The organism is Enterobacter sp. HMSC16D10 (assembly GCF_001807145.1).
Taxonomy (GTDB): Bacteria; Pseudomonadota; Gammaproteobacteria; order Enterobacterales; family Enterobacteriaceae; genus Enterobacter; species Enterobacter roggenkampii.
The window spans coordinates 137,417-157,177 of the sequence record NZ_KV787817.1 but is presented as its reverse complement, the minus strand read 5'-3'; the positions used below and the strand labels follow the sequence as shown (position 1 = coordinate 157,177).

Here is a 19,761-nt window from a genome sequence, read left to right as displayed (position 1 = left end):
GCGTTCCACCTCGTTATCCGGGGCAGGGACGCCCCACACCTCCGCCGTTGTGTTATAAAATTGTAATAAAAGCTTCTTAGACTGGTCGCCGACTCCTTACCTCTTGGCCAATGACAGGAAGCCGCTATGGGCAGACCCCTCAAATCCGTTTTTAAAAAAGAACATCGCGACGACATCGCTAACCGCAGCGCGAACCCGGTATTCTCCGAGGTTGCAGAGGTGTTCCTCTCCCGCCGTCGTTTTCTCCAGATGGGCGCCGTGGCGGGCGCTGCCGTTTCATTCCCCTTTCTGATCAAACCCGAAAATGCGATTGCCGCGGTATCAAAGCCTTCTGCACTGGCAAAAGCGGTTTCCCTGGGCTTTACCAGCATCGACGTCTCCACGGAAGATACGGTGAGGGTGCCGGAAGGCTATATCGCCCGCCCGTTCTATCGCTGGGGTGACCCGACGGGGATCAAGAACAACATGCCGGCCTTTAAGCCGGACGCCAGCAACACCGCGGACGAACAGGCTGCGCAGGCGGGCATGCATCATGACGGCATGGCGTGGTTTAGCCTGCCGCAGGGGGAGCAAAACCCGGAGCATGGCCTGCTGGCAATGAACCATGAGTACATCGACAACGGGATGCTGTTTATCGACGGTACGGCGAACTGGAGCCTCGACAAGGCCCGCAAGGGGCAGAACGCGATGGGCGTGTCGGTGGTGGAAGTGAAAAAATCGGGCAGCGACTGGCAGGTGGTTCGCCCGTCTTCGTATGCCCGCCGCATTACCGTCAATACGCCGATGCAGCTTACCGGCCCGGCGCGGCATCAGGACTTAATGAAAACCGCCGCCGACCCGCAGGGGGAGCGCGTGCTGGGCACCATGCAGAACTGCGCAAACGGCCATACGCCATGGGGCACCTATCTCACCTGCGAGGAGAACTGGTCGGATATTTTTGTCAAAAAAACCGATCTCAACCCGCTGGAAAAACGCTACGGGATCAGCGACAGCGATGAATCCTACCGCTGGAACGAGGTGGACGAGCGATTTAGCGTTGATAAAACCCCTAACGAACCTAACCGTTTCGGCTGGGTCGTGGAGATCGATCCCTATAACCCGACCTCCACGCCGCGCAAGCACACCGCCCTGGGCCGCTTCAAGCATGAGGGGGCGGCCGTCACGCTTGCCGCCGATAGCCGCGTGGTGGTCTATATGGGGGACGACCAGAAGTTCGAGTACATCTATAAGTTTGTCTCGGACAAAAAATACGATCCCGCTAACCGTGAAGCCAATATGCAGCTGCTGACGTCCGGCACGCTGTACGTTGCCCGCTTCAACGAAGACGGGAGCGGCGACTGGCTGCCGCTGATCTTCGGGCAAAATGGCCTGGATAAGAGCAACGGGTTTGAAAACCAGGGCGATCTGCTGATTAAAACCCGCCTGGCGGCAGACGCGGTGGGGGCAACGAAGATGGACCGCCCCGAGTGGATAGCGGTCGACCCGCACGCCAGCGGCAGCGTCTACTGTACGCTCACCAACAACAGCGATCGCGGGAAGGAGGGTAAGGCACCGGTTGATGCCGCCAACCCGCGCGCTAATAACGTGTTTGGTCATATTATGCACTGGCACGAAGAGGGGGCCGATCCTGCTGCCGCTCGCTTTAAGTGGGATATTCTGGTGATGGGCGGGCGGACCGACAGCGACGATCCAAAGGCTAAAGGTTCCATGCAGGGGGCGGCCTTCGGCAGCCCCGATGGCCTGTCGTTCGATCATCAGGGCGTGCTGTGGATCCAGACCGACGTCTCTTCCAGCACCATCAATAAGAAAGCCTACGAGGGGATGGGCAATAACCAGATGGTGGCCACCATTCCGGGCACCAACGAGTACCGCCGTTTCCTGACCGGACCGCGCGGGTGTGAAATCACCGGGATTGCGTTTACGCCGGATAACCGGACGCTGTTCATCAACATTCAGCATCCGGGGGAGGGCGGGGATGATATCACCGACCCTGCTAACCCTCGCGCTGTTTCCAACTGGCCAGACGCGAACCCGAACGGACGCCCGCGTTCCTCAACGGTGGTCATCGTCAAAGCGGACGGCGGGATCATCGGCTCATAACCTTGCATCGCCGGGGGCATGCCGTGCTCCCGGCGTTAAACTTGCTACCGCCAGCATGAAGTGTTAAAACGTGCCCCTTCTAAAAAAGAGACAGGGGTAGGACGTGAAAGACGCGTCATCCGCTTCAGGCCATGGTAGCGCTGAAGCCTCGTTGGATCAGAATCCGACGCTGCAACGTGGTTTGCAAAATCGACATATTCAGTTAATTGCCCTTGGCGGCGCAATCGGTACCGGGCTCTTTCTCGGCATCGGCCCCGCTATTCAGATGGCCGGTCCGGCGGTGCTGCTGGGTTACGGTATCGCCGGGATTATCGCCTTCCTGATCATGCGCCAGCTTGGCGAGATGGTCGTTGAAGAGCCGGTGTCAGGCTCCTTCGCGCATTTTGCCTATAAATACTGGGGCCCGTTCGCAGGCTTCCTCTCCGGCTGGAACTACTGGGTGATGTTCGTGCTGGTCGGGATGGCGGAGCTGACCGCCGCAGGCATCTATATGCAGTACTGGCTGCCGGATGTCCCGACGTGGATCTGGGCGGCGGCCTTCTTCATCATCATTAACGCCGTTAACCTCGTCAACGTCCGCCTGTATGGTGAAACCGAGTTCTGGTTTGCGCTGATCAAGGTGCTGGCAATTATCGGCATGATCGGCTTTGGCCTGTGGCTGCTGTTCTCCGGCCACGGCGGCGAGCGGGCCACTATCGACAACCTGTGGCAGCACGGCGGCTTCCTGGCGACCGGCTGGAAAGGGCTCATCCTCTCGTTGGCGGTGATTATGTTCTCCTTCGGCGGGCTGGAGCTGATTGGCATCACCGCCGCGGAAGCGCGCGACCCGCATAAAAGCATTCCGAAAGCGGTTAACCAGGTGGTGTACCGTATCCTGCTGTTCTATATCGGCTCGCTGGTGGTGCTGCTGGCGCTCTACCCGTGGGTGGAAGTGAAGTCAGACAGCAGCCCGTTCGTGATGATTTTCCACGATCTGAACAGCAACGTGGTGGCTTCTGCGCTGAACTTCGTCATTCTGGTGGCGTCGCTGTCGGTCTATAACAGCGGCGTTTACTCCAACAGCCGCATGCTGTTTGGTCTCTCCGTGCAGAGTAACGCGCCGAAATTCCTCACCCGCGTCAGCCGTCGCGGCGTGCCGGTGAACTCGCTGTTCCTTTCCGGGGCGATTACCTCGCTGGTGGTGCTGATCAACTATCTGCTGCCGAAAGAGGCCTTCGGCCTGCTGATGGCGCTGGTTGTCGCTACGCTGCTGCTGAACTGGATCATGATCTGCCTCGCGCACCTGCGATTTCGCGCGGCGATGCGCCGCAAGGGGCGCGAAACGCAGTTCAAAGCGCTGCTTTACCCGGCGGGGAACTACCTCTGTATCGCGTTCCTGGGGCTGATTCTGGTGCTGATGTGCACCATGGATGAGATGCGCCTCTCGGCGATGCTGCTGCCGGTGTGGGTGATGTTCCTGTTTATCGCATTTAAGCTCTCACGCAAAAAGTAGCCCGTTTTTCTCCCTCTCCTTGTGGGAGAGGGCCGGGGTGAGGGCAACAGACCGCACCAAACCAGACCGCACCTGCCTTCACGCCCGGTGGCGCTGCGCTTACCGGGCCTACAAAACACTGCTTCATCTTTATCGTGACCCCCCTCCCAAATCTGTTTCGATCCACAGGATCTTTATTTTGTAATCGATTACTTTTTATTTGAATCATTTTGTAATCGATTACTTTTTCCGGGTGAGGCTTATTATGGTGTCAACTGAAAGTAGTGAAAAGGCGATAGCGCAGCATCGGCTGCTGGTGCCGCGGCTGTCGCTGATGATGTTTCTGCAGTTTTTTATCTGGGGTAGCTGGTCGGTTACGCTAGGCCTGGTGATGACCCAGCACAACATGTCTCTGCTGATTGGCGATGCGTTCTCCGCCGGGCCTATCGCCTCCATTCTCTCGCCGTTCGTGCTCGGCATGCTGGTGGACCGCTTCTTCGCCTCGCAGAAGGTGATGGCGGTGATGCACCTGGCGGGCGCGGCGATCCTCTGGTTCGTGCCGGGGGCGCTGATTGCCGAGAACGGCGCGCTGCTGATTGGCCTGCTGTTTGGCTACACGCTCTGCTACATGCCGACGCTGGCACTGACCAACAACATCGCGTTTCACAGCCTGGCAAACGTGGATAAAACCTTCCCGGTGGTGCGCGTGTTCGGCACCATCGGCTGGATCGTGGCGGGCATTTTCATCGGCGTCACCGGCGTGGCGGCAAGCGTTACCATCTTTCAGGTGGCGGCGGCCAGCTCCGTGCTGCTGGCGCTTTACAGCCTGACGCTGCCGCACACGCCTGCTCCGGCGAAAGGCCTGCCGGTGAAGGTGCGCGATCTTTTCTGCGCGGATGCCTTTGCGCTGCTCAAAACCCGCCACTTTTTCGTCTTCTCCGTCTGCGCGATGCTGATCTCCGTCCCGCTCGGCACCTATTACGCCTACACCGCCTCGTATCTGGCGGATGCGGGAATTGCCAACGTCAGCACCGCCATGTCCTTCGGGCAGATGTCCGAGATCGTCTTCATGCTGGTTATTCCGCTGCTGTTCCGCCGTCTGGGCGTGAAGGTCATGCTGCTGATCGGCATGCTGGCGTGGTTTGTGCGTTACGCCATGTTCGCACTGGGCGTCAGCGAGGAGGGGCGCATTCTGCTGTATCTCGGCATCCTGCTGCACGGCGTCTGCTACGATTTCTTCTTTGTCGTCGGCTTTATCTACACCGACCGCGTGGCGGGCGAAAAGGTGAAAGGCCAGGCCCAGAGCATGATCGTGATGTTCACCTACGGCATCGGCATGCTGCTCGGCTCGCAGATTTCCGGCGCGCTCTATAACCGCCTGGTGGCAGGGCAGACCGTGCCGCAGGCGTGGGTGACATTCTGGTGGATCCCGGCGGTAGCGGCCGCGGCGATCGCACTGATTTTCCTTCTCACGTTTAAGTATGACGATGACAAGGCGTAACGTTCAGGAGGTGGTATGAGGACGATGAAAGGACCCGGCATTTTTCTGTCGCAGTTTATTGGCGCAGAAGCGCCGTTTAATTCGCTCGACGGGCTGGCTGAATGGGCGGCAGGTAAAGGTTATAAGGCGGTGCAGATCCCCTGCAACCATCCGCACATCTTTGACGTCGAGAAAGCGGCGGAGAGCCAGACCTACTGCGACGACATCGCCGCTAAGCTGGCCGCGCACGGGCTGGTTATCAGCGAACTGTCGACCCATCTGGAAGGGCAGCTCGTGGCGGTGAACCCTGCCTACAGCGACGCGTTTGACCACTTTGCGCCCGCTTCCGTGCGCGGTAACGATGCTGCGCGTCGGGCGTGGGCCACGGAGAAACTGAAGCAGGGGGCGGTCGCCTCGGCAAGATTAGGGCTGAAGGCACACGCCACCTTCTCCGGCTCGCTGGCGTGGCCGTTTTTCTATCCGTGGCCGCCGCATAACGAGCAGCGCTTTCAGGAGGCGTTCGAGGAGCTGGCGACCCGCTGGCGGCCGATTCTGGATACCTTCGACGAGCAGGGCGTGGACGTCTGCTTTGAGCTGCATCCGGGGGAAGATCTGCACGACGGCGTCACCTTCGAGCGTTTTCTTGCGCTGGTGGACAACCATCCGCGCTGCAACATTCTCTATGATCCAAGCCATATGCTGCTCCAGCAGATGGACTATCTGACCTTTATCGACATCTTCCATGCGCGTATTAAAGCGTTCCACGTGAAGGATGCCGAGTTTCGCCCCAGCGGGCGCAGCGGCGTCTACGGTGGTTACCAGCCGTGGATCAACCGCGCCGGACGCTTTCGCTCGCCCGGCGACGGGCAGATCGACTTTAAGGGCATCTTCAGCAAGCTGACCCAGTACGACTACGACGGCTGGGCGGTGCTGGAGTGGGAGTGCTGCCTGAAGGATGGCGATACCGGCGCGAGTGAGGGCAGCGAATTTATCCGCCGCCACATTATTCCCGTTTCCGGACGGGCGTTTGATGATTTCGCCGCAGGGGGCAGCCATGATTAACGTCGGGATTATCGGCAGCGGGTTTATTGGCCCGGCACATATCGAGGCGCTCAGGCGCCTTGGGTTTGTTCAGGTGGTCGCGCTGTGCGACGGCTCGCTCGTTAAGGCGCAGGAAAAGGCGCGCCTGCTAAACGTACCGCACGCGTACGGCAGCGTTGAGAAGCTGCTCGCGCACCCTGATTTGCACGTGGTGCACAACTGCACGCCGAACCACCTGCATGCACAGATTAACCGCCAGATCCTGTGCGCGGGCAAGCACGTGTTTTCCGAAAAGCCGCTGTGCATGATCCCTGAGGAGGCGCGCGAGCTGGTGGCGCTGGCGGAGCAGACGGGCGTGGTGCATGGCGTGAGCTTTGTCTATCGCCAGTTTGCGATGGTGCGTCAGGCGGCGAGCATGATGCGCGCAAGCAGCCTCGGGCGGATTTTTGCCTCACACGGCAGCTACCTACAGGACTGGATGCTGCTGGAAACCGACTACAACTGGCGGGTGGATGCCGCGCTCGGCGGCGCATCGCGCGCGGTGGCGGATATCGGCTCCCACTGGTGCGACACGGTGCAGTTCGTTACCGGGCGGCGCATTACCGAGGTGATGGCTGATTTATCCATCGTCTGGCCGACGCGCAGGGCCAGCAAGGTCGGGAATCAAACCTTCTCCCACGACGAGCAGGCGGAGTATGTAGACAAACCGGTCACGACCGAAGACTTCGGCTCGGTGCTGTTCCGCTTTGACGACGGCAGCAAGGGCTGCTTTAGCATCTCGCAGGTGAGCGCCGGGCGTAAAAACCGCCTGACGTTTGAGATCAACGGCAGCGAGCGCTCGCTGGCGTGGGACCAGGAGGTGCCGCAGCAGCTGTGGATCGGCCATCGCGCGCAGGCCAACCAGACGCTCACCGACGATCCGGGGCTGATGAACCCTGACGTGGCCGACAGCGCCCACTTCCCCGGCGGACATATCGAAGGCTGGCCGGACGCCTTCAAAAATATGATGGCGCAGTTCTACCGCGCCGTGCAGGCGGGCGCGATGCCGGATACGCCGCAGTTTGCGACGTTTCACGATGGCGCAAACGTGATGTATATCATTGATGCCATTGTGAAAAGCCATCAGCAGCAGCGCTGGGTGCGCGTGGAACAATAACGCGTTGCCCGGTTCGCCGGGCAATAAATTTATGGTAGCCTGCACAAAACGCTAACCGCAGGATGTGTCGTCGCTATGTCAATTCAGAAAATCGCTCAGCTGGCCGGGGTCTCCGTGGCGACGGTCTCCCGCGTGCTGAATAACAGCGACACCGTGAAGGCGAAAAATCGCGAGCGCGTTCTGCGGGCGATTCAGGAGAGCAACTACCAGCCAAACCTGCTCGCCCGTCAGCTGCGCACCGCTCGCAGCTATATGATCCTGGTGATGGTGTCCAACATTGCCAACCCGTTCTGCGCCGAAGTGGTGAAGGGCATCGAAGCCGAGGCGGAGAAAAACGGCTACCGCATTCTGCTGTGCAACTCCGGCTCGGACATCGAGCGCTCCCGCTCGGGCTTAAGCCTGCTCTCCGGCAAAATCGTCGACGGCATTATCACCATGGACGCCTTCTCGAAGCTGCCGGAACTTGCCGCGCTGATTGGTTCTGCACCGTGGGTGCAGTGCGCCGAATATGCCGATGCGGGCGCGGTCTCCTGCGTCGGCATCAATGATGTGGACGCTTCACAGCATGCCGTCAGCCAGCTGGCCGACGGCGGCCGCAAGCGTATCGCGATGATCAACCACGATCTCAGCTACAAATATGCCCGCCTGCGCGAACGCGGCTACAAGAGCGTGATCCACCTGCGCGATCTGGACTATCAGGCGGTGGAGTATGCCAGCGATCTCAGCTCCGGGGCGGGCATGGCGGCGATGCAAAACCTGTTAAAAGATAATCCGCCGGATGCGGTATTTGCCGTTTCCGATACGCTGGCGGCGGGCGCGCTGCGCGCCATTCAGCAGGCAGGTCTTCGGGTGCCGGAGGATATTGCCGTGGTCGGCTTTGACGGTACGGAGCTGGCGGACATGATTTCGCTCACCACCATCGAACAGCCGTCGCGGGATATCGGGCGCAAGGCGGTCGATCTGCTCTTAAATAAGATCGACAACCCGGACGCGCCCACGGAAAGGGTGATGATGGACTGGCGCTTTATTTCCCGCGCCAGCACCTGATTATTGCGCGATGACGCCAGCCAGGGAGCGAATATCGTTCCCGGTTGGCGACTGGTGAATGCGCAGACCAAATTCATCCACCACCGCGAAAATATGGTCGAAGATGTCGGCCTGAATCTCCTCATATTCTGCCCAGACCACCGTGTTGGTGAAGGCGTATATTTCAATCGGCAGGCCGTTGGCGTCAGGCGCGAGCTGACGCACCATCAGCGTCATATCTTTACGAATGCGCGGGTGGTTGCGCAGATATTCGTTCAGGTAGGCGCGGAAAGTGCCGATATTGGTCATCTTGCGCAGGTTTAATACCGATTCCCCTTCACCGTTTTTCTGATTCCACAGGCTAATTTCCTCATGGCGTGCGGCCAAATAAGGCTTCAGCAGCTTCGCCTGAATGAGTTTCTGCTGCTCCTGCTCGTCGAGAAAATGAATGCTGGTGGTATCAATGTTCAGGCTGCGCTTAATGCGTCGTCCGCCGGAGGCCGACATGCCGCTCCAGTTGATAAAGGCGTCGGAGACCAGCGCCCACGTCGGAATGGTCGTAATCGTATTATCGAAATTGCGCACTTTCACGGTGGTCAGGCCGATATCCGTCACCGTGCCGTTGGCACCGTATTTCGGCATCTCCAGCCAGTCGCCGAGCTTGAGCATATCGTTGGCGGAAAGCTGGATACCCGCTACAAGTCCAAGTATCGGGTCTTTAAACACCAGCATCAGCACGGCGGCCATGGCGCCCAGACCGCTGATCAGAATCGCCGGGGACTGGCCAATCAGCAGGGAGATAATCAATATCCCCACCAGAATGGCGCTCACCAGCTTGATGCCCTGGAAAATCCCCTTCAGCGGCAGCTGCGACGCGGTGGCCATTTTCTGCGACAGATTGAAAATCACGTCCAGCAGCGAGAAGAAGGAGAGCAGGGCATAGACCATCACCCACAGCTTCGCGCAGGTGGTGAGTATTTCCGCCGCTTCGCTGCCTTTTTGCAGCCACAGTACCGCCTGGACGTTGACGATTATCCCCTGTAGGGTAAAGGCCAGACGGTGAAATAATTTATTCTGGGTGATGATCTGCAGCCATAAATGGCTGCTGGCCTGCGCGCGCTTTTCGAATGCGCGAAGTACCCCTTTGTGCAGAATAAAATGAACGATGATGGCGGTAAGAAAAATAATACCAAAGATAATCACTAAAGAGGTGGTGTGATTAATTTCAATGCCTAACTCTTCAACCTGAGCAATCAATTCCTGCATAACGTCTCCTGTATTTTTGCAGCCCCATAATGGCGGCTGCGGATCTATTATGCAAATTCACGAACTTATTTGGCGGCCTGACAGATCTTCGCCACCGGCAGGCACAGGCTATGGCGGATACGCAGCGTCGCCAGAGCAAGTACCCCCATCATAGCTGTTTCCACCATCAGGAAGACGTTCACCGCCTGGGTGTAATCCCCGTGATGGTTTTGAAGCGCGTGCAGCAAAATGGCGCCAAAAATGGCCGGGCCAAGGCCCAGTGCGGCCTGCTGCAGGGTGCTTAAAATAGCGCTCGCGGCTCCCGCGTCGTCAGGCTGAATGTCGCGCATCCCGATGCGATAGAAACTGTTCACGATCAGCGCCTGCCCGTAGCCCACCAGTCCGGTCGCGGGTGCCAGCGTCAGGGGGGTATTCTCCATGCCCCAAACGCGGAACGTGGCGATCAGCGCCAGCAGGCCGGTAATCTGGATCGCCAGACCCGTCAGCAGGATTGTGCTGGTGCTGTAGCGGGCAATCAGCCGCGGCGCGAACCAGGCCGAAACAAAGTAGGTCACGCCCAGGGCGATAAAACTGTTCCCGGACTGCCACGGCGCCATCCCCAGACCGGTTTGCATGGTCAGCGCCATACAGAACATAAACCCGGACCAGGCGCTGAAAAAGAGCATCGCAATCAGGACGCCAAAGCGCACGCTGCGAAGCGCAAGCAGGCGCGGCGGGATCAGCGGGTGGGCATTCTCACGCTCTTTTTTGCGCGCGTTCAGCGCCATCAGCCAGGCCAGCGGGACAAGGGCGAGCAGCATCGTCTTCAGCGGCCACGACCAGTGCCACTGGGGGCCGAGCGCCATCGGGAACAGCAGGCAGCAAAGCATGATGGCCAGCAACACGGTACCCGGCCAGTCGATGCGTGACGGCGTCTCGCGACGGGTTTCCGGTACGAAGCGGCGGCTCAGCGCCAGCACCACCAGACAAATCGGCACGTTGATAAAGAAGGCGTTACGCCAGCCCAGCCCGGCGATATCCGCCGATACCAGCCAGCCGCCGCCCATTTGTCCCACGATAAACGCAATCCCGCCGATGCCGCCGAACAGGCTGATGGCTTTGGCGTGGGCGGTGCCTTTCAGCGTGACGTGCAGCGTGGCAAGAATTTGCGGCACGATCAGTGCGGCCCCCGCGCCCTGAACGATGCGCGCGGCGAGCAGCTGTTCAATGTTCCCCGCCATTCCGCACAGCAGCGAGGCCAGGCCAAAGCTCGCCACACCCCACATGAACAGACGACGACGGCCAAAGTTATCCCCCAGCTTGCTGCCGAGCGCGAGGCAGACGGCAAAGGCCACGCCGTAGAGGGCGACGATCAGCTCCAGTTCGGTAGCGGTCGCATGCAGTGAATGGGTGATGGCGTCCAGCGCCACGTTAGTGATTGAGGTATCAATCATCGGCAGCATCTGGCCGGTTAACAGCAATATCAGGCCAGCGCGACCCGGTGAAACAACTGACGTATTCATGGTAACTCCATTGCGTCATTCAACAGATGGTCGTAGCATCTACCATCAGATAAACGGGTACCAGTTCTTGCTTATACTGGTACTGGCACTACCATGCAGGGGGATTTATGGCGCTGATGTCTGAACCGGTCGTTTCACGTCAGGATGACACCCGAAAACAGCTCGGGGCATTTTTACGCGCCCGGCGGGAAAGTCTCGATCCGCAGCGCTTAGGTTTGTCGCGCAGCGGTCGCCGCCGCACGCCGGGCCTGCGCCGGGAAGAGGTGGCGATGCTCGCTGATGTAGGCGTCACCTGGTACACCTGGCTTGAGCAGGGCAGGGACGTCAATCCGTCCAGCGCGGTGATGGCGGCCGTGGCAAAAGCGCTGCAATGTACCCCGACCGAGGCCCGACATCTGTTTGTGTTAGCAGGTTTACCGCCGGGTGAAGCGCCGCAGGCGGCCTGCTGCGAGGGCATTAGCGAAGGCACCCGACGCTTGCTGGATACGCTGATGCCGAAACCCGCCAGCATTCAGAAACCGAACTTCGATATCGTGGCGTGGAACGACAGCTTCGGGCATCTGATGGGCGTCGATTTCAATGACATCCCTCCCGAAGATCGCAACTGTATTTATCTGTTCCTCACGCATCCGGCGTGGCGCGCGCGCCTCGGCAGACGCGACGACGTGCTGCCCATCTTTGTCTCCTATTTCCGCGCGGCGATGGCCGAACACCGGGGCGATCCGCTGTGGGAGGCCAAGCTGGCGCGCTTCTTTGCGGTGTCCGAAGAGTTTAAAACCCTGTGGCACCAGCGCAACGACGTGCGCGGCGTGGAGAACCAGCTCAAGCTGTTTACCCATCCCGAGCTGGGGGATTTTACGCTGCAGCAGATGTACTGGTATTCCGCGCCGCGAAACGGATCGCGGCTGCTGGTGTATCTGCCGGTGGATGAGGCGGGAGAGCGGGCGATGGCGTGGCTGGCGGCGCAGGGGAAATAATTTTTGCGAGGGGCTTTCAGGGAATAAGAGCCGTCTCTGCTAAGTGGAGAAGACTGGCGTAATGTGGGGATTAACTTAAACCCATCACTGAATCGACATCATTTCGACGGGGTGTTAAGTCGTCTATACTCACGCCATGAGAAACCACCATGTCGCCACTGATGATTGATTTCGCAGATTTCAGCCAAAAATTAGGCCTTATTTCCCGAAACGTCGAACATACCGAAGCGTTTCTTGCGCGGGGTACGGTGGATTTTCATCTGCCCGGATTTATGCTGCCTGTGGGATATCGCTTGTTAAAATCGCGCTACGGCGATGAATACCGTCTCGTGACCACCGAGGACGGAAAACCCTATACGGCGTATGCGGTCAAGCTGACGTTTCATAAAGAAATTACGTTCCCCCACGGTGCTGCGACACAGGTCATGGTGTGGCGTACGCCACGCGCTGTCCATCAGCGGGTTATAAGTGGTTTACCACAATCCTTCTTTCAATGGGTGCTAAGCGAATACGACATTGTTGTGTCTGACAGCGAACAAACCGGCGACGGACAGCGGTTTTGGTTACGCATGATAGACTGGGCGTTCAGCATGAATTATCGGATAAGCGTGGCTGACGGTACGGTAGGAGAAGAGTGGCACTTAACGCCGGTGAGCTCATATGCCGAGCTGGAAGAGCGCTGGATTGCGTTTGCCTGGGGACACGATCGTGATGTGCACCCACATCGCAGGTTAGTCATCAGTAAAGCGTAACGGGCCGCACAGAGCGGCCCGTTTTGTTTAGCACTCGGTCACAATCGTGCTCAGCGGCAGGCGAGATTTCGGCAGCGTGGCGTTGAAATCTTCCACGCTGTGATGCCCAACCGGCACCACCACCAGGCTGGTGAAGCCTTTCTCTTTCAGGCCAAACTCTTCGTCGAGGATCGCGGCGTCGAAACCTTCAATCGGTACCGCGTCCAGGCCCAGCGCAGCCACGCCCAGCAGGAAGTTACCGACGTTCAGGTAAACCTGCTTCGCCATCCACTGGTCGTCATCTTTCAGATCCACGCGGTGCATGTCGGCAAAGTAGGTACGGCCCTTATGGTTTGCCGCTTTCGCTTCCGGGGTATTAAAGCGACCATCGGCCTCTTCCTGATCGACAACGCGCTCCAGCCAGGCGTCGTCCATCGCGGTTTTCGCGCAGAACACCACCACGTGAGAAGCATCCAGCATTTTGCGTTCGTTGAACACATAGGTGCCCGCCGCGGATTTCGCCACGCGCGCTTTTCCTTCCTCGGTGCTGGCGACAATAAAGTGCCACGGCTGGGAGTTGGTGCTGGACGGGCTGTACTGCAGCAGGGTTTTGATTTTTTCCGCTTCTTCAGCGGTCAGTTTTTTGCTTGCGTCGAACGCCTTGGTGGAGTGGCGTTTCAGCGCAACAGAAATGATATCCATAACAACTCCTGATGATGAAATTCGCCCGCGTGCGGGCGCGAAAGGTGAGCAGATTACAGCGGGACGCGGGAAAAGATAAGGGCAATTCGAGCGCTTAATCTGTTCGTCTCAGACGAACAATCAGACCGGCCGGATCCACTTCTGGTCTTTTTTCGGCAGTTTATCCACCACCAGATGCCAGGAATCATTGATGAGATCGGTAACCAGTTCCGGCGTCACGTCGTCCGTACCGTAAAGGGAAATCCAGTGCTTTTTGTTGAGGTGATAGCCCGGTTCAACGCCGCGATAAATCTGCTGATTTAACAGCGATTTTTCCGGGTCTGACTTCAGGCTAACGTGCGGCCGCCCGTGGGCGACGGCCACAATCATGAAAATTTTCCCGCCCACTTTAAACACGTCAAACTCCGGCCCAAACGGCCAGCAGTGTTCGGTGAACGGCAGTTCCAGCGCCACGCGTTTTGCGTGTTCCTGCAACGTTTTACTGTCCATCGCTCTCTTCCTGGGCAAGCCCGCGCCACATTACCTCAAAGCCGAGCGCTTTAAACTCAACGGCGCGGGACGGATCGCGGGTGGCAAATTCCATCGTGCTTTCGGCCAGCGATAAGAAAAGCGCATCGCCAAACGTTTTAAATTCATCAGACATAAACACCTGACGCACCGAGCGGCGGCAGAGCTTATGCAGCTCCGGGAACATCTCTTTCACCGCCTGTTCCGTTTCGGCGCTCAGCTTTTCACTGACGCCAATCTGGCGGAACGCCGCATGGGCAACCGGGTTACGAATACCCCAGTCCACATAGCTGTTCCAGATATTGCGGGTATGTTCTTTGGGCAGCGTGATGGTGCGATCGAGGTTCGCCAGCATGGTCTGGCAGAGATCCTGCTTCAGGTGCAGATAGAGGGCATTCAGCAGATCGTCTTTCGTAGCAAAGTAGCGGAACAGGGTGCCTTCGGCGACGCCCGCCTTACGGGCAATGAGCGCCGTTGAGGCGGCAATACCTGACTGTGCAAACGCCGTGGTTGCGGCGTCCAGTAAGGCCTGTTTTTTATCTTCACTCTTCGGACGTGCCACTAAATTTTTCCTCCTGTCAATTATAAAAACCCTGATTGAAACACGTGCTTTGACACGCTGCAACGCGGAATGTCAAAGATCGAAAACGTCTTGACGACTTTATCATCACATCTATAATGAGTGCTTACTCACTCATAATCAAGTTTACCCTGCGCACGCTATCGGATGGGGCGCGTTTTCGGGTCAGGATATGAAAAAACCTCTCTTCATCTGCGTGGTGTTAATCATGATTATTGCTTCAGCCGCGAGTTTACCGTTTGTTCTGAATGCCGGATTCGGCCAGCCGCCGCAGGGTGAACGGCTTACTGAAGTGGAGGCCTCTCCACAGTATCGCGAGGGGAAATTCCACAATACGCTGCCGACGCCGGGTTATAACGGTGACAAAAATATGCTGGTCGCGATGTGGGAGTTTCTGACCAAAAAAACCGAAAACGCTCGCCCGGCCCAGCCCCTGCCGCTGGTGAAAACCGATCTTGCGAGCCTGCCGCTGGAGCAGGACACCCTGGTGTGGCTCGGTCACTCCTCGTGGTATCTGCAGCTCGCGGGCAAACGCATCCTGGTTGACCCGGTTCTTGGCAACTATGCCGCGCCGTTCTCGTTCCTCAATAAGGCCTTTGCCGGGGAGTATCCGTGGCGGGCTGAAATCATGCCGGCGATCGACCTGCTGATTATCTCGCACGATCACTACGATCATCTGGATTACGCCACCATCAGGGCGCTACTGCCGAAGGTGAAGCGGGTGGTGACGCCGCTGGGCGTCGGCTCCCACCTGCGTTACTGGGGGATGAAGCCCGAGATTATTGACGAACGCGACTGGAACCAGTCGGTGCGCATCAGCGATGCGTTGACGGTGCACGTTCTGCCGGCACGTCACTTCTCCGGCCGCGGCATCAAACGCGATCGCACCTTGTGGGGCAGCTTCATGTTCGTCACGCCAGAGCAGAAGGTTTACTACAGCGGGGATTCCGGTTACGGCCCGCACTTCAGGGCCATCGGTGAACAGTTTGGCGAAGTGGACGTCGCCATCATGGAAAACGGCCAGTACGACCAGGACTGGAAGTACATCCATATGCTGCCGGAGGAAACGGCGCAGGCCTCGGCGGATCTGAACGCGAAAGCCGTGGTGCCCGGGCATAACGGACGCTTCGTGCTGGCGAAACACGCCTGGAACGATCCGCTGATCCAGCTGGCAAAAGCCAGCCAGGATAAAAATTATCGGTTGCTGACGCCGGAACTGGGCGAGCCCGTCCGGGTAAGCGACACCGCGCAAACCTTTCGTGCGTGGTGGGAATAATGTTTAAGCGAGAAGCAGAGGGGGACAGCAGTATGACCATTTCCGCTCAAGTCATCGACACTATCGTCGAATGGATCGACGACAATCTGCACCAGCCATTACGAATAGAAGAGATTGCCCGCCACGCGGGTTACTCGAAGTGGCACCTGCAGCGGTTGTTTATGCAGTACAAAGGGGAGAGTCTGGGGCGCTATATCCGTGAACGCAAGCTGCTGCTGGCGGCGCGCGATCTGCGTGAATCCGACGCCCGGGTGTACGACATCTGCCTGCGTTACGGGTTTGACTCGCAGCAGACGTTTACCCGCATCTTTACCCGCACGTTCAACCAGCCGCCTGGCGCGTACCGTAAAGAGAACCATAGCCAGACACATTAACCTGTCGCGTGTAGGCCGGGTAAGGCGTAGCCGCCACCCGGCCTTTTTATGGGCTCACGACGCCAGTGAAAACCAGCGTCGCCAGACGAAACGCAGCACAAAGAATTCAATCGCCCCGAGCAGTAAAAACCACACGCAGAACAGAATGGTATAGAGCTGGTTAAGATCGACCATGTGAAAGGTCTGAACCAGCTTCTGCGCCAGTACCAGCCCAAGCGAAGGCGCAGGGAGCAGCAGGCATGAAAGCAGTGCCAGCAATAAAATGCCGCCTGCGGTGAGCAGCGATTCTAGCGGGTGTTTCATCGTAATGTTAATCGTCAGTTAAAAATGTCATTGTCCGGCATCCCGGAACGTAAAGCAATATAAACCCGGCGCACGTTTACGGATAAAACGAATGCGCTATTCTGTGAATAATTAACAGAAAAAGATAAATATCCCAGACGCGATTAAATAATTATCGCGTAGTGTAAATAAACGTCCGTCTCAGGAAAATAATTTTACAAATGTATAGGTGCTATAACCAATTAACGTGGCAATAACAATGGCCGCGATAACGTATAACACCAGTCTCCGCCCGCGATAAATACCCCACATGGTTCCCCCTCGTTTAGTTTTGGTTTAGAAATATTTTGTAAAAATCAGATCATCGAAATAGTTTTAATCAGTTTTGAATAACCGAGAAGTCATTATATTGCGGTAGATCAATTTTACCCGCAAGACTTTAAAATGAATTTATTTAAGCCCGAAAGGAATTCAGGCTTCTGTTCACCGGAAATTGAAGGAAAAATACGATGACTGAAAAAAAAGTGATTCCGAACGTGCCGCCTTCCGGCGGGCTGGCATACCAGCAGACCGTAGAGCAGGTGCTTGCTCACGCGCAGAGCCAGGCCAGCGGTCTGGACCGTGCAGAGGCGCAGGCGCGTCTGCAAAAAACAGGGCCGAACGCGCTGCCGGAGAAAAAAGGGAAACCCGCCTGGCTGCGTTTCCTGGCCCATTTTAATGATGTCCTGATTTATGTCCTGCTGGCCGCCGCCGTATTAACGGCAGTAATGGGCCACTGGGTTGATACGCTGGTTATTTTGGGCGTGGCGGTAATCAATGCCTTAATTGGTCATATTCAGGAAAGTAACGCGGAAAAATCCCTGAAGAGTATTCGTAATATGCTCGCCAGCGAGGCGCGCGTTATTCGTAACGGCAACCATGAAACAATTCCCACAACTGAAATAGTCCCGGGCGATATTATTGTATTACGCGCGGGAGATCGTATTCCGGCGGATATGCGTTTAATTGAAGCGCATAATTTACGCGTGGAAGAGGCGATTCTGACCGGTGAATCCACCGTGGTGGATAAACACGTTAATCCGCTGAGCGGCGAATTACCGCTGGGCGATCGCACCAATATGGTCTTCTCCGGGACGACCGTCAGCGCGGGCGGCGGCATCGGCGTGGCCACCGCCACCGGTCAGGATACGGAACTCGGCCACATCAACCAGATGATGGCGGGTATCGAGAAGCACCGTACGCCGCTGCTGGTGCAAATGGACAAGCTGGGTAAGGCGATCTTCGCGATTATTCTGGCGATGATGGCCGCGCTGTTTGTTTTCAGCCTGGCGTTCCGCGAGATCCCGATGGGCGAGCTGCTGCTCTCCCTGATTAGCCTGGCGGTCGCCTCCGTACCGGAAGGTCTGCCGGCGATTATCTCCATCATCCTCTCCCTGGGCGTGCAGGCAATGGCGCGCAAGCGGGCCATCATCCGCAAGCTACCGACGGTGGAAACGCTTGGCGCGATGACCGTGGTCTGCTCGGATAAAACCGGCACCCTGACCATGAACGAGATGACGGTCAAAGCTATCATCACCGCCGACGCCTGCTACCGCGTGGACGGCAACAGCTACGAGCCGGTGGGCAACCTCTACCTGGAAGGCAGCGACGAGCCGGTCCACATCCAGCCGGGCACCGTGCTGGAGCAGTACCTGCGCACCATCGACCTGTGTAACGACAGCCAGCTGATTCAGGACGATCGCGGGCTGTGGGGCATCACCGGCGGCCCAACCGAGGGCGCGCTGAAGGTGCTGGCGGCGAAGGCCAACCTTGAGCCGGTGATGACCACGCTGGTTAACAAAATCCCGTTCGACTCGCAGTACAAGTACATGAGCACCCACTACCAGATTGGCGGTGAGGAGCAGATTTTGATCACCGGCGCGCCGGACGTCATTTTCGCCCTGTGCGCCGAGCAGCAGACCCGCAACGGTGCGGAAGCCTTCAACCGCGCATACTGGGAAAGCGAGATGGAGCGCTATGCCCGTCAGGGGCTGCGCATGGTCGCCGCGGCGTTCAAGTCGGCGAACGGCGAGCAGGAACTGACGCACGATGACCTGAGCCACGGTCTGATCTTCCTCGGCATCGCCGGGATGATGGATCCGCCGCGTCCGGAAGCGATTGACGCGATTAACGCCTGCCAGCAGGCGGGGATCCGCGTGAAGATGATCACCGGCGATCACCCGCAGACGGCAATGAGCATCGGGCAGATGCTGGGGATCAGCAACAGCGAGCAGGCGGTCACCGGCTATGAGCTGGAGAAGATGGACGACGCCGCGCTGGCGGAAGCCGCGGTGAAGTATGACATCTTCGCCCGTACCAGCCCGGAGCATAAGCTGCGCCTGGTGAAAGCGCTGCAGGACAAAGGTGAAATTGTCGGCATGACCGGTGACGGCGTGAACGACGCCCCGGCGCTGCGTCAGGCGGACGTGGGCATTGCGATGGGCATTAAGGGCACGGAAGTGACCAAAGAGGCGGCGGACATGGTCCTGACGGACGATAACTTCGCCACCATTGCCAGCGCGGTGAAAGAGGGGCGTCGCGTTTACGACAACCTGAAGAAAACCATCCTGTTCATCATGCCGACCAACCTGGCGCAGGGGCTGCTGATTGTGATTGCGCTGCTGGCGGGGAACATCATTCCGCTGACGCCGGTCCTGATCCTGTGGATGAACATGGCGACCTCCGCCACGCTCTCCTTCGGCCTGGCCTTTGAAGCCGCCGAGCGCAACATCATGCGCCGTCCGCCGCGTCAGACCGGCCAGCACGTGATGGACGCCTACGCCGTCTGGCGCGTGGCCTTCGTCGGCACCATGATTGCCATCGCCGCCTTTGCGCTGGAAGCCTGGCTGGCTCCGCGCGGCCACAGCGCGGAGTTCATCCGCACCGTGCTGCTGCAGATGCTGGTCTGCGCCCAGTGGGTGTACATGATTAACTGCCGCAACACCGAAGGGTTCTCCCTCAACCGCGGCCTGCTGGCGAACAAAGGGATCTGGCTGGTGACGGGCGTGCTGTTCCTGCTCCAGGCGGCGATTATCTACCTGCCGTTTATGCAGATGCTGTTCGGTACCGAAGCCCTGCCGCTGCGCTACTGGTTTGTGACCCTGGCCGTTGCAGGCGTGATGTTCTTCGTCGTCGAAATCGAGAAGCGGCTGACCCGCAGGTTCCGTAAGGCTGCATAACGAAAACCTTCCCCCCCACCCTAACCCTCTCCCCACAGGGGAGAGGGCCGGGGTGGGGGGAGAAACAACGCT

General features: G+C 58.1%; 17 protein-coding genes. 11 read left to right on the top strand and 6 right to left on the bottom strand.

Annotated elements, in window-relative coordinates; all coding sequences use genetic code 11:
* Positions 1 to 126: 126 nt before the first annotated feature.
* The 6 genes from HMPREF3143_RS00935 (at position 127) to HMPREF3143_RS00910 (ending at position 8,295) form a co-directional block, all read left to right on the top strand.
* On the top strand, positions 127 to 2,100 hold the full coding sequence (locus tag HMPREF3143_RS00935; protein ID WP_070531428.1) for a PhoX family protein: 1,974 nt from the start codon (positions 127 to 129) through the stop codon (positions 2,098 to 2,100).
* 103 nt (positions 2,101 to 2,203) lie between these two features.
* Positions 2,204 to 3,592, top strand: a complete 1,389-nt coding sequence (pheP, locus tag HMPREF3143_RS00930; protein ID WP_070531426.1) for a phenylalanine transporter — start codon at positions 2,204 to 2,206, stop codon at positions 3,590 to 3,592.
* A 244-nt stretch (positions 3,593 to 3,836) separates the two neighbouring features.
* The gene (locus HMPREF3143_RS00925) at positions 3,837 to 5,072 is read left to right on the top strand and encodes an MFS transporter (protein ID WP_070531422.1); all 1,236 of its coding nucleotides are present in this window, start codon (positions 3,837 to 3,839) and stop codon (positions 5,070 to 5,072) included.
* A gap of 15 nt (positions 5,073 to 5,087) precedes the next feature.
* Positions 5,088 to 6,113 carry a sugar phosphate isomerase/epimerase family protein gene (locus HMPREF3143_RS00920; protein ID WP_070531419.1) on the top strand — a complete coding sequence of 342 codons (1,026 nt, stop codon included), beginning with the start codon at positions 5,088 to 5,090 and terminating at the stop codon, positions 6,111 to 6,113.
* A complete protein-coding gene (locus tag HMPREF3143_RS00915) occupies positions 6,106 to 7,248 on the top strand; it encodes a Gfo/Idh/MocA family protein (RefSeq protein ID WP_070531416.1) in 1,143 nt (380 codons plus the stop codon). Before HMPREF3143_RS00920 ends, HMPREF3143_RS00915 begins: the two co-directional genes overlap by 8 nt.
* Positions 7,249 to 7,323: 75 nt before the next feature.
* Positions 7,324 to 8,295, top strand: coding sequence for a LacI family DNA-binding transcriptional regulator (locus HMPREF3143_RS00910; RefSeq protein ID WP_021241589.1), 972 nt, complete (start codon positions 7,324 to 7,326; stop codon positions 8,293 to 8,295).
* Here the strand turns inward: HMPREF3143_RS00910 and HMPREF3143_RS00905 are convergent, their stop codons facing one another.
* Together HMPREF3143_RS00905 and HMPREF3143_RS00900 are read right to left on the bottom strand one after the other, a co-directional pair.
* Positions 8,296 to 9,540 (bottom strand): mechanosensitive ion channel family protein, encoded by a 1,245-nt coding sequence (locus HMPREF3143_RS00905; RefSeq protein WP_021241588.1) that lies wholly within the window; start codon positions 9,538 to 9,540, stop codon positions 8,296 to 8,298.
* 65 nt (positions 9,541 to 9,605) lie between these two features.
* Entirely contained in the window at positions 9,606 to 11,042 is a 1,437-nt protein-coding gene (locus HMPREF3143_RS00900) for an MFS transporter (RefSeq protein ID WP_070531413.1), read from the bottom strand.
* A 107-nt stretch (positions 11,043 to 11,149) separates the two neighbouring features.
* On the opposite strand from HMPREF3143_RS00900, the gene HMPREF3143_RS00895 reads away from it, so the two are divergent.
* Together HMPREF3143_RS00895 and HMPREF3143_RS00890 are read left to right on the top strand one after the other, a co-directional pair.
* Positions 11,150 to 12,019 carry a helix-turn-helix transcriptional regulator gene (locus HMPREF3143_RS00895; protein ID WP_070531410.1) on the top strand — a complete coding sequence of 290 codons (870 nt, stop codon included), beginning with the start codon at positions 11,150 to 11,152 and terminating at the stop codon, positions 12,017 to 12,019.
* A gap of 149 nt (positions 12,020 to 12,168) precedes the next feature.
* On the top strand, positions 12,169 to 12,771 hold the full coding sequence (locus HMPREF3143_RS00890; protein WP_032663988.1) for a hypothetical protein: 603 nt from the start codon (positions 12,169 to 12,171) through the stop codon (positions 12,769 to 12,771).
* 27 nt (positions 12,772 to 12,798) lie between these two features.
* On the opposite strand, the gene nfsB is transcribed toward HMPREF3143_RS00890, so the two are convergent.
* The 3 genes from nfsB to HMPREF3143_RS00875 all read right to left on the bottom strand — a co-directional run bounded on the left by nfsB (position 12,799) and on the right by HMPREF3143_RS00875 (position 14,521).
* A complete protein-coding gene (gene nfsB / locus HMPREF3143_RS00885) occupies positions 12,799 to 13,452 on the bottom strand; it encodes an oxygen-insensitive NAD(P)H nitroreductase (RefSeq protein WP_021241586.1) in 654 nt (217 codons plus the stop codon).
* 120 nt (positions 13,453 to 13,572) lie between these two features.
* Positions 13,573 to 13,941, bottom strand: a complete 369-nt coding sequence (locus HMPREF3143_RS00880; protein WP_023293103.1) for an MmcQ/YjbR family DNA-binding protein — start codon at positions 13,939 to 13,941, stop codon at positions 13,573 to 13,575.
* The gene (locus HMPREF3143_RS00875; protein WP_070531406.1) at positions 13,931 to 14,521 is read right to left on the bottom strand and encodes a TetR/AcrR family transcriptional regulator; all 591 of its coding nucleotides are present in this window, start codon (positions 14,519 to 14,521) and stop codon (positions 13,931 to 13,933) included. The genes HMPREF3143_RS00880 and HMPREF3143_RS00875 overlap by 11 nt, the downstream gene beginning before the upstream one ends.
* Before the next feature lie 190 nt (positions 14,522 to 14,711).
* On the opposite strand from HMPREF3143_RS00875, the gene HMPREF3143_RS00870 reads away from it, so the two are divergent.
* Together HMPREF3143_RS00870 and HMPREF3143_RS00865 are read left to right on the top strand one after the other, a co-directional pair.
* Positions 14,712 to 15,815, top strand: coding sequence for an MBL fold metallo-hydrolase (locus HMPREF3143_RS00870; protein WP_070531403.1), 1,104 nt, complete (start codon positions 14,712 to 14,714; stop codon positions 15,813 to 15,815).
* A gap of 32 nt (positions 15,816 to 15,847) precedes the next feature.
* Positions 15,848 to 16,189: a RamA family antibiotic efflux transcriptional regulator gene (locus HMPREF3143_RS00865; protein WP_010428317.1), complete on the top strand. Its 342-nt coding sequence runs from the start codon at positions 15,848 to 15,850 to the stop codon at positions 16,187 to 16,189.
* 54 nt (positions 16,190 to 16,243) lie between these two features.
* On the opposite strand, the gene HMPREF3143_RS00860 is transcribed toward HMPREF3143_RS00865, so the two are convergent.
* On the bottom strand, positions 16,244 to 16,492 hold the full coding sequence (locus HMPREF3143_RS00860; RefSeq protein WP_013097677.1) for a DUF1158 domain-containing protein: 249 nt from the start codon (positions 16,490 to 16,492) through the stop codon (positions 16,244 to 16,246).
* Positions 16,493 to 16,980: 488 nt separating this feature from the next.
* On the opposite strand from HMPREF3143_RS00860, the gene HMPREF3143_RS00855 reads away from it, so the two are divergent.
* Entirely contained in the window at positions 16,981 to 19,689 is a 2,709-nt protein-coding gene (locus HMPREF3143_RS00855) for a cation-transporting P-type ATPase (RefSeq protein ID WP_070531400.1), read from the top strand.
* The last annotated feature ends 72 nt before the right edge of the window (positions 19,690 to 19,761 follow it).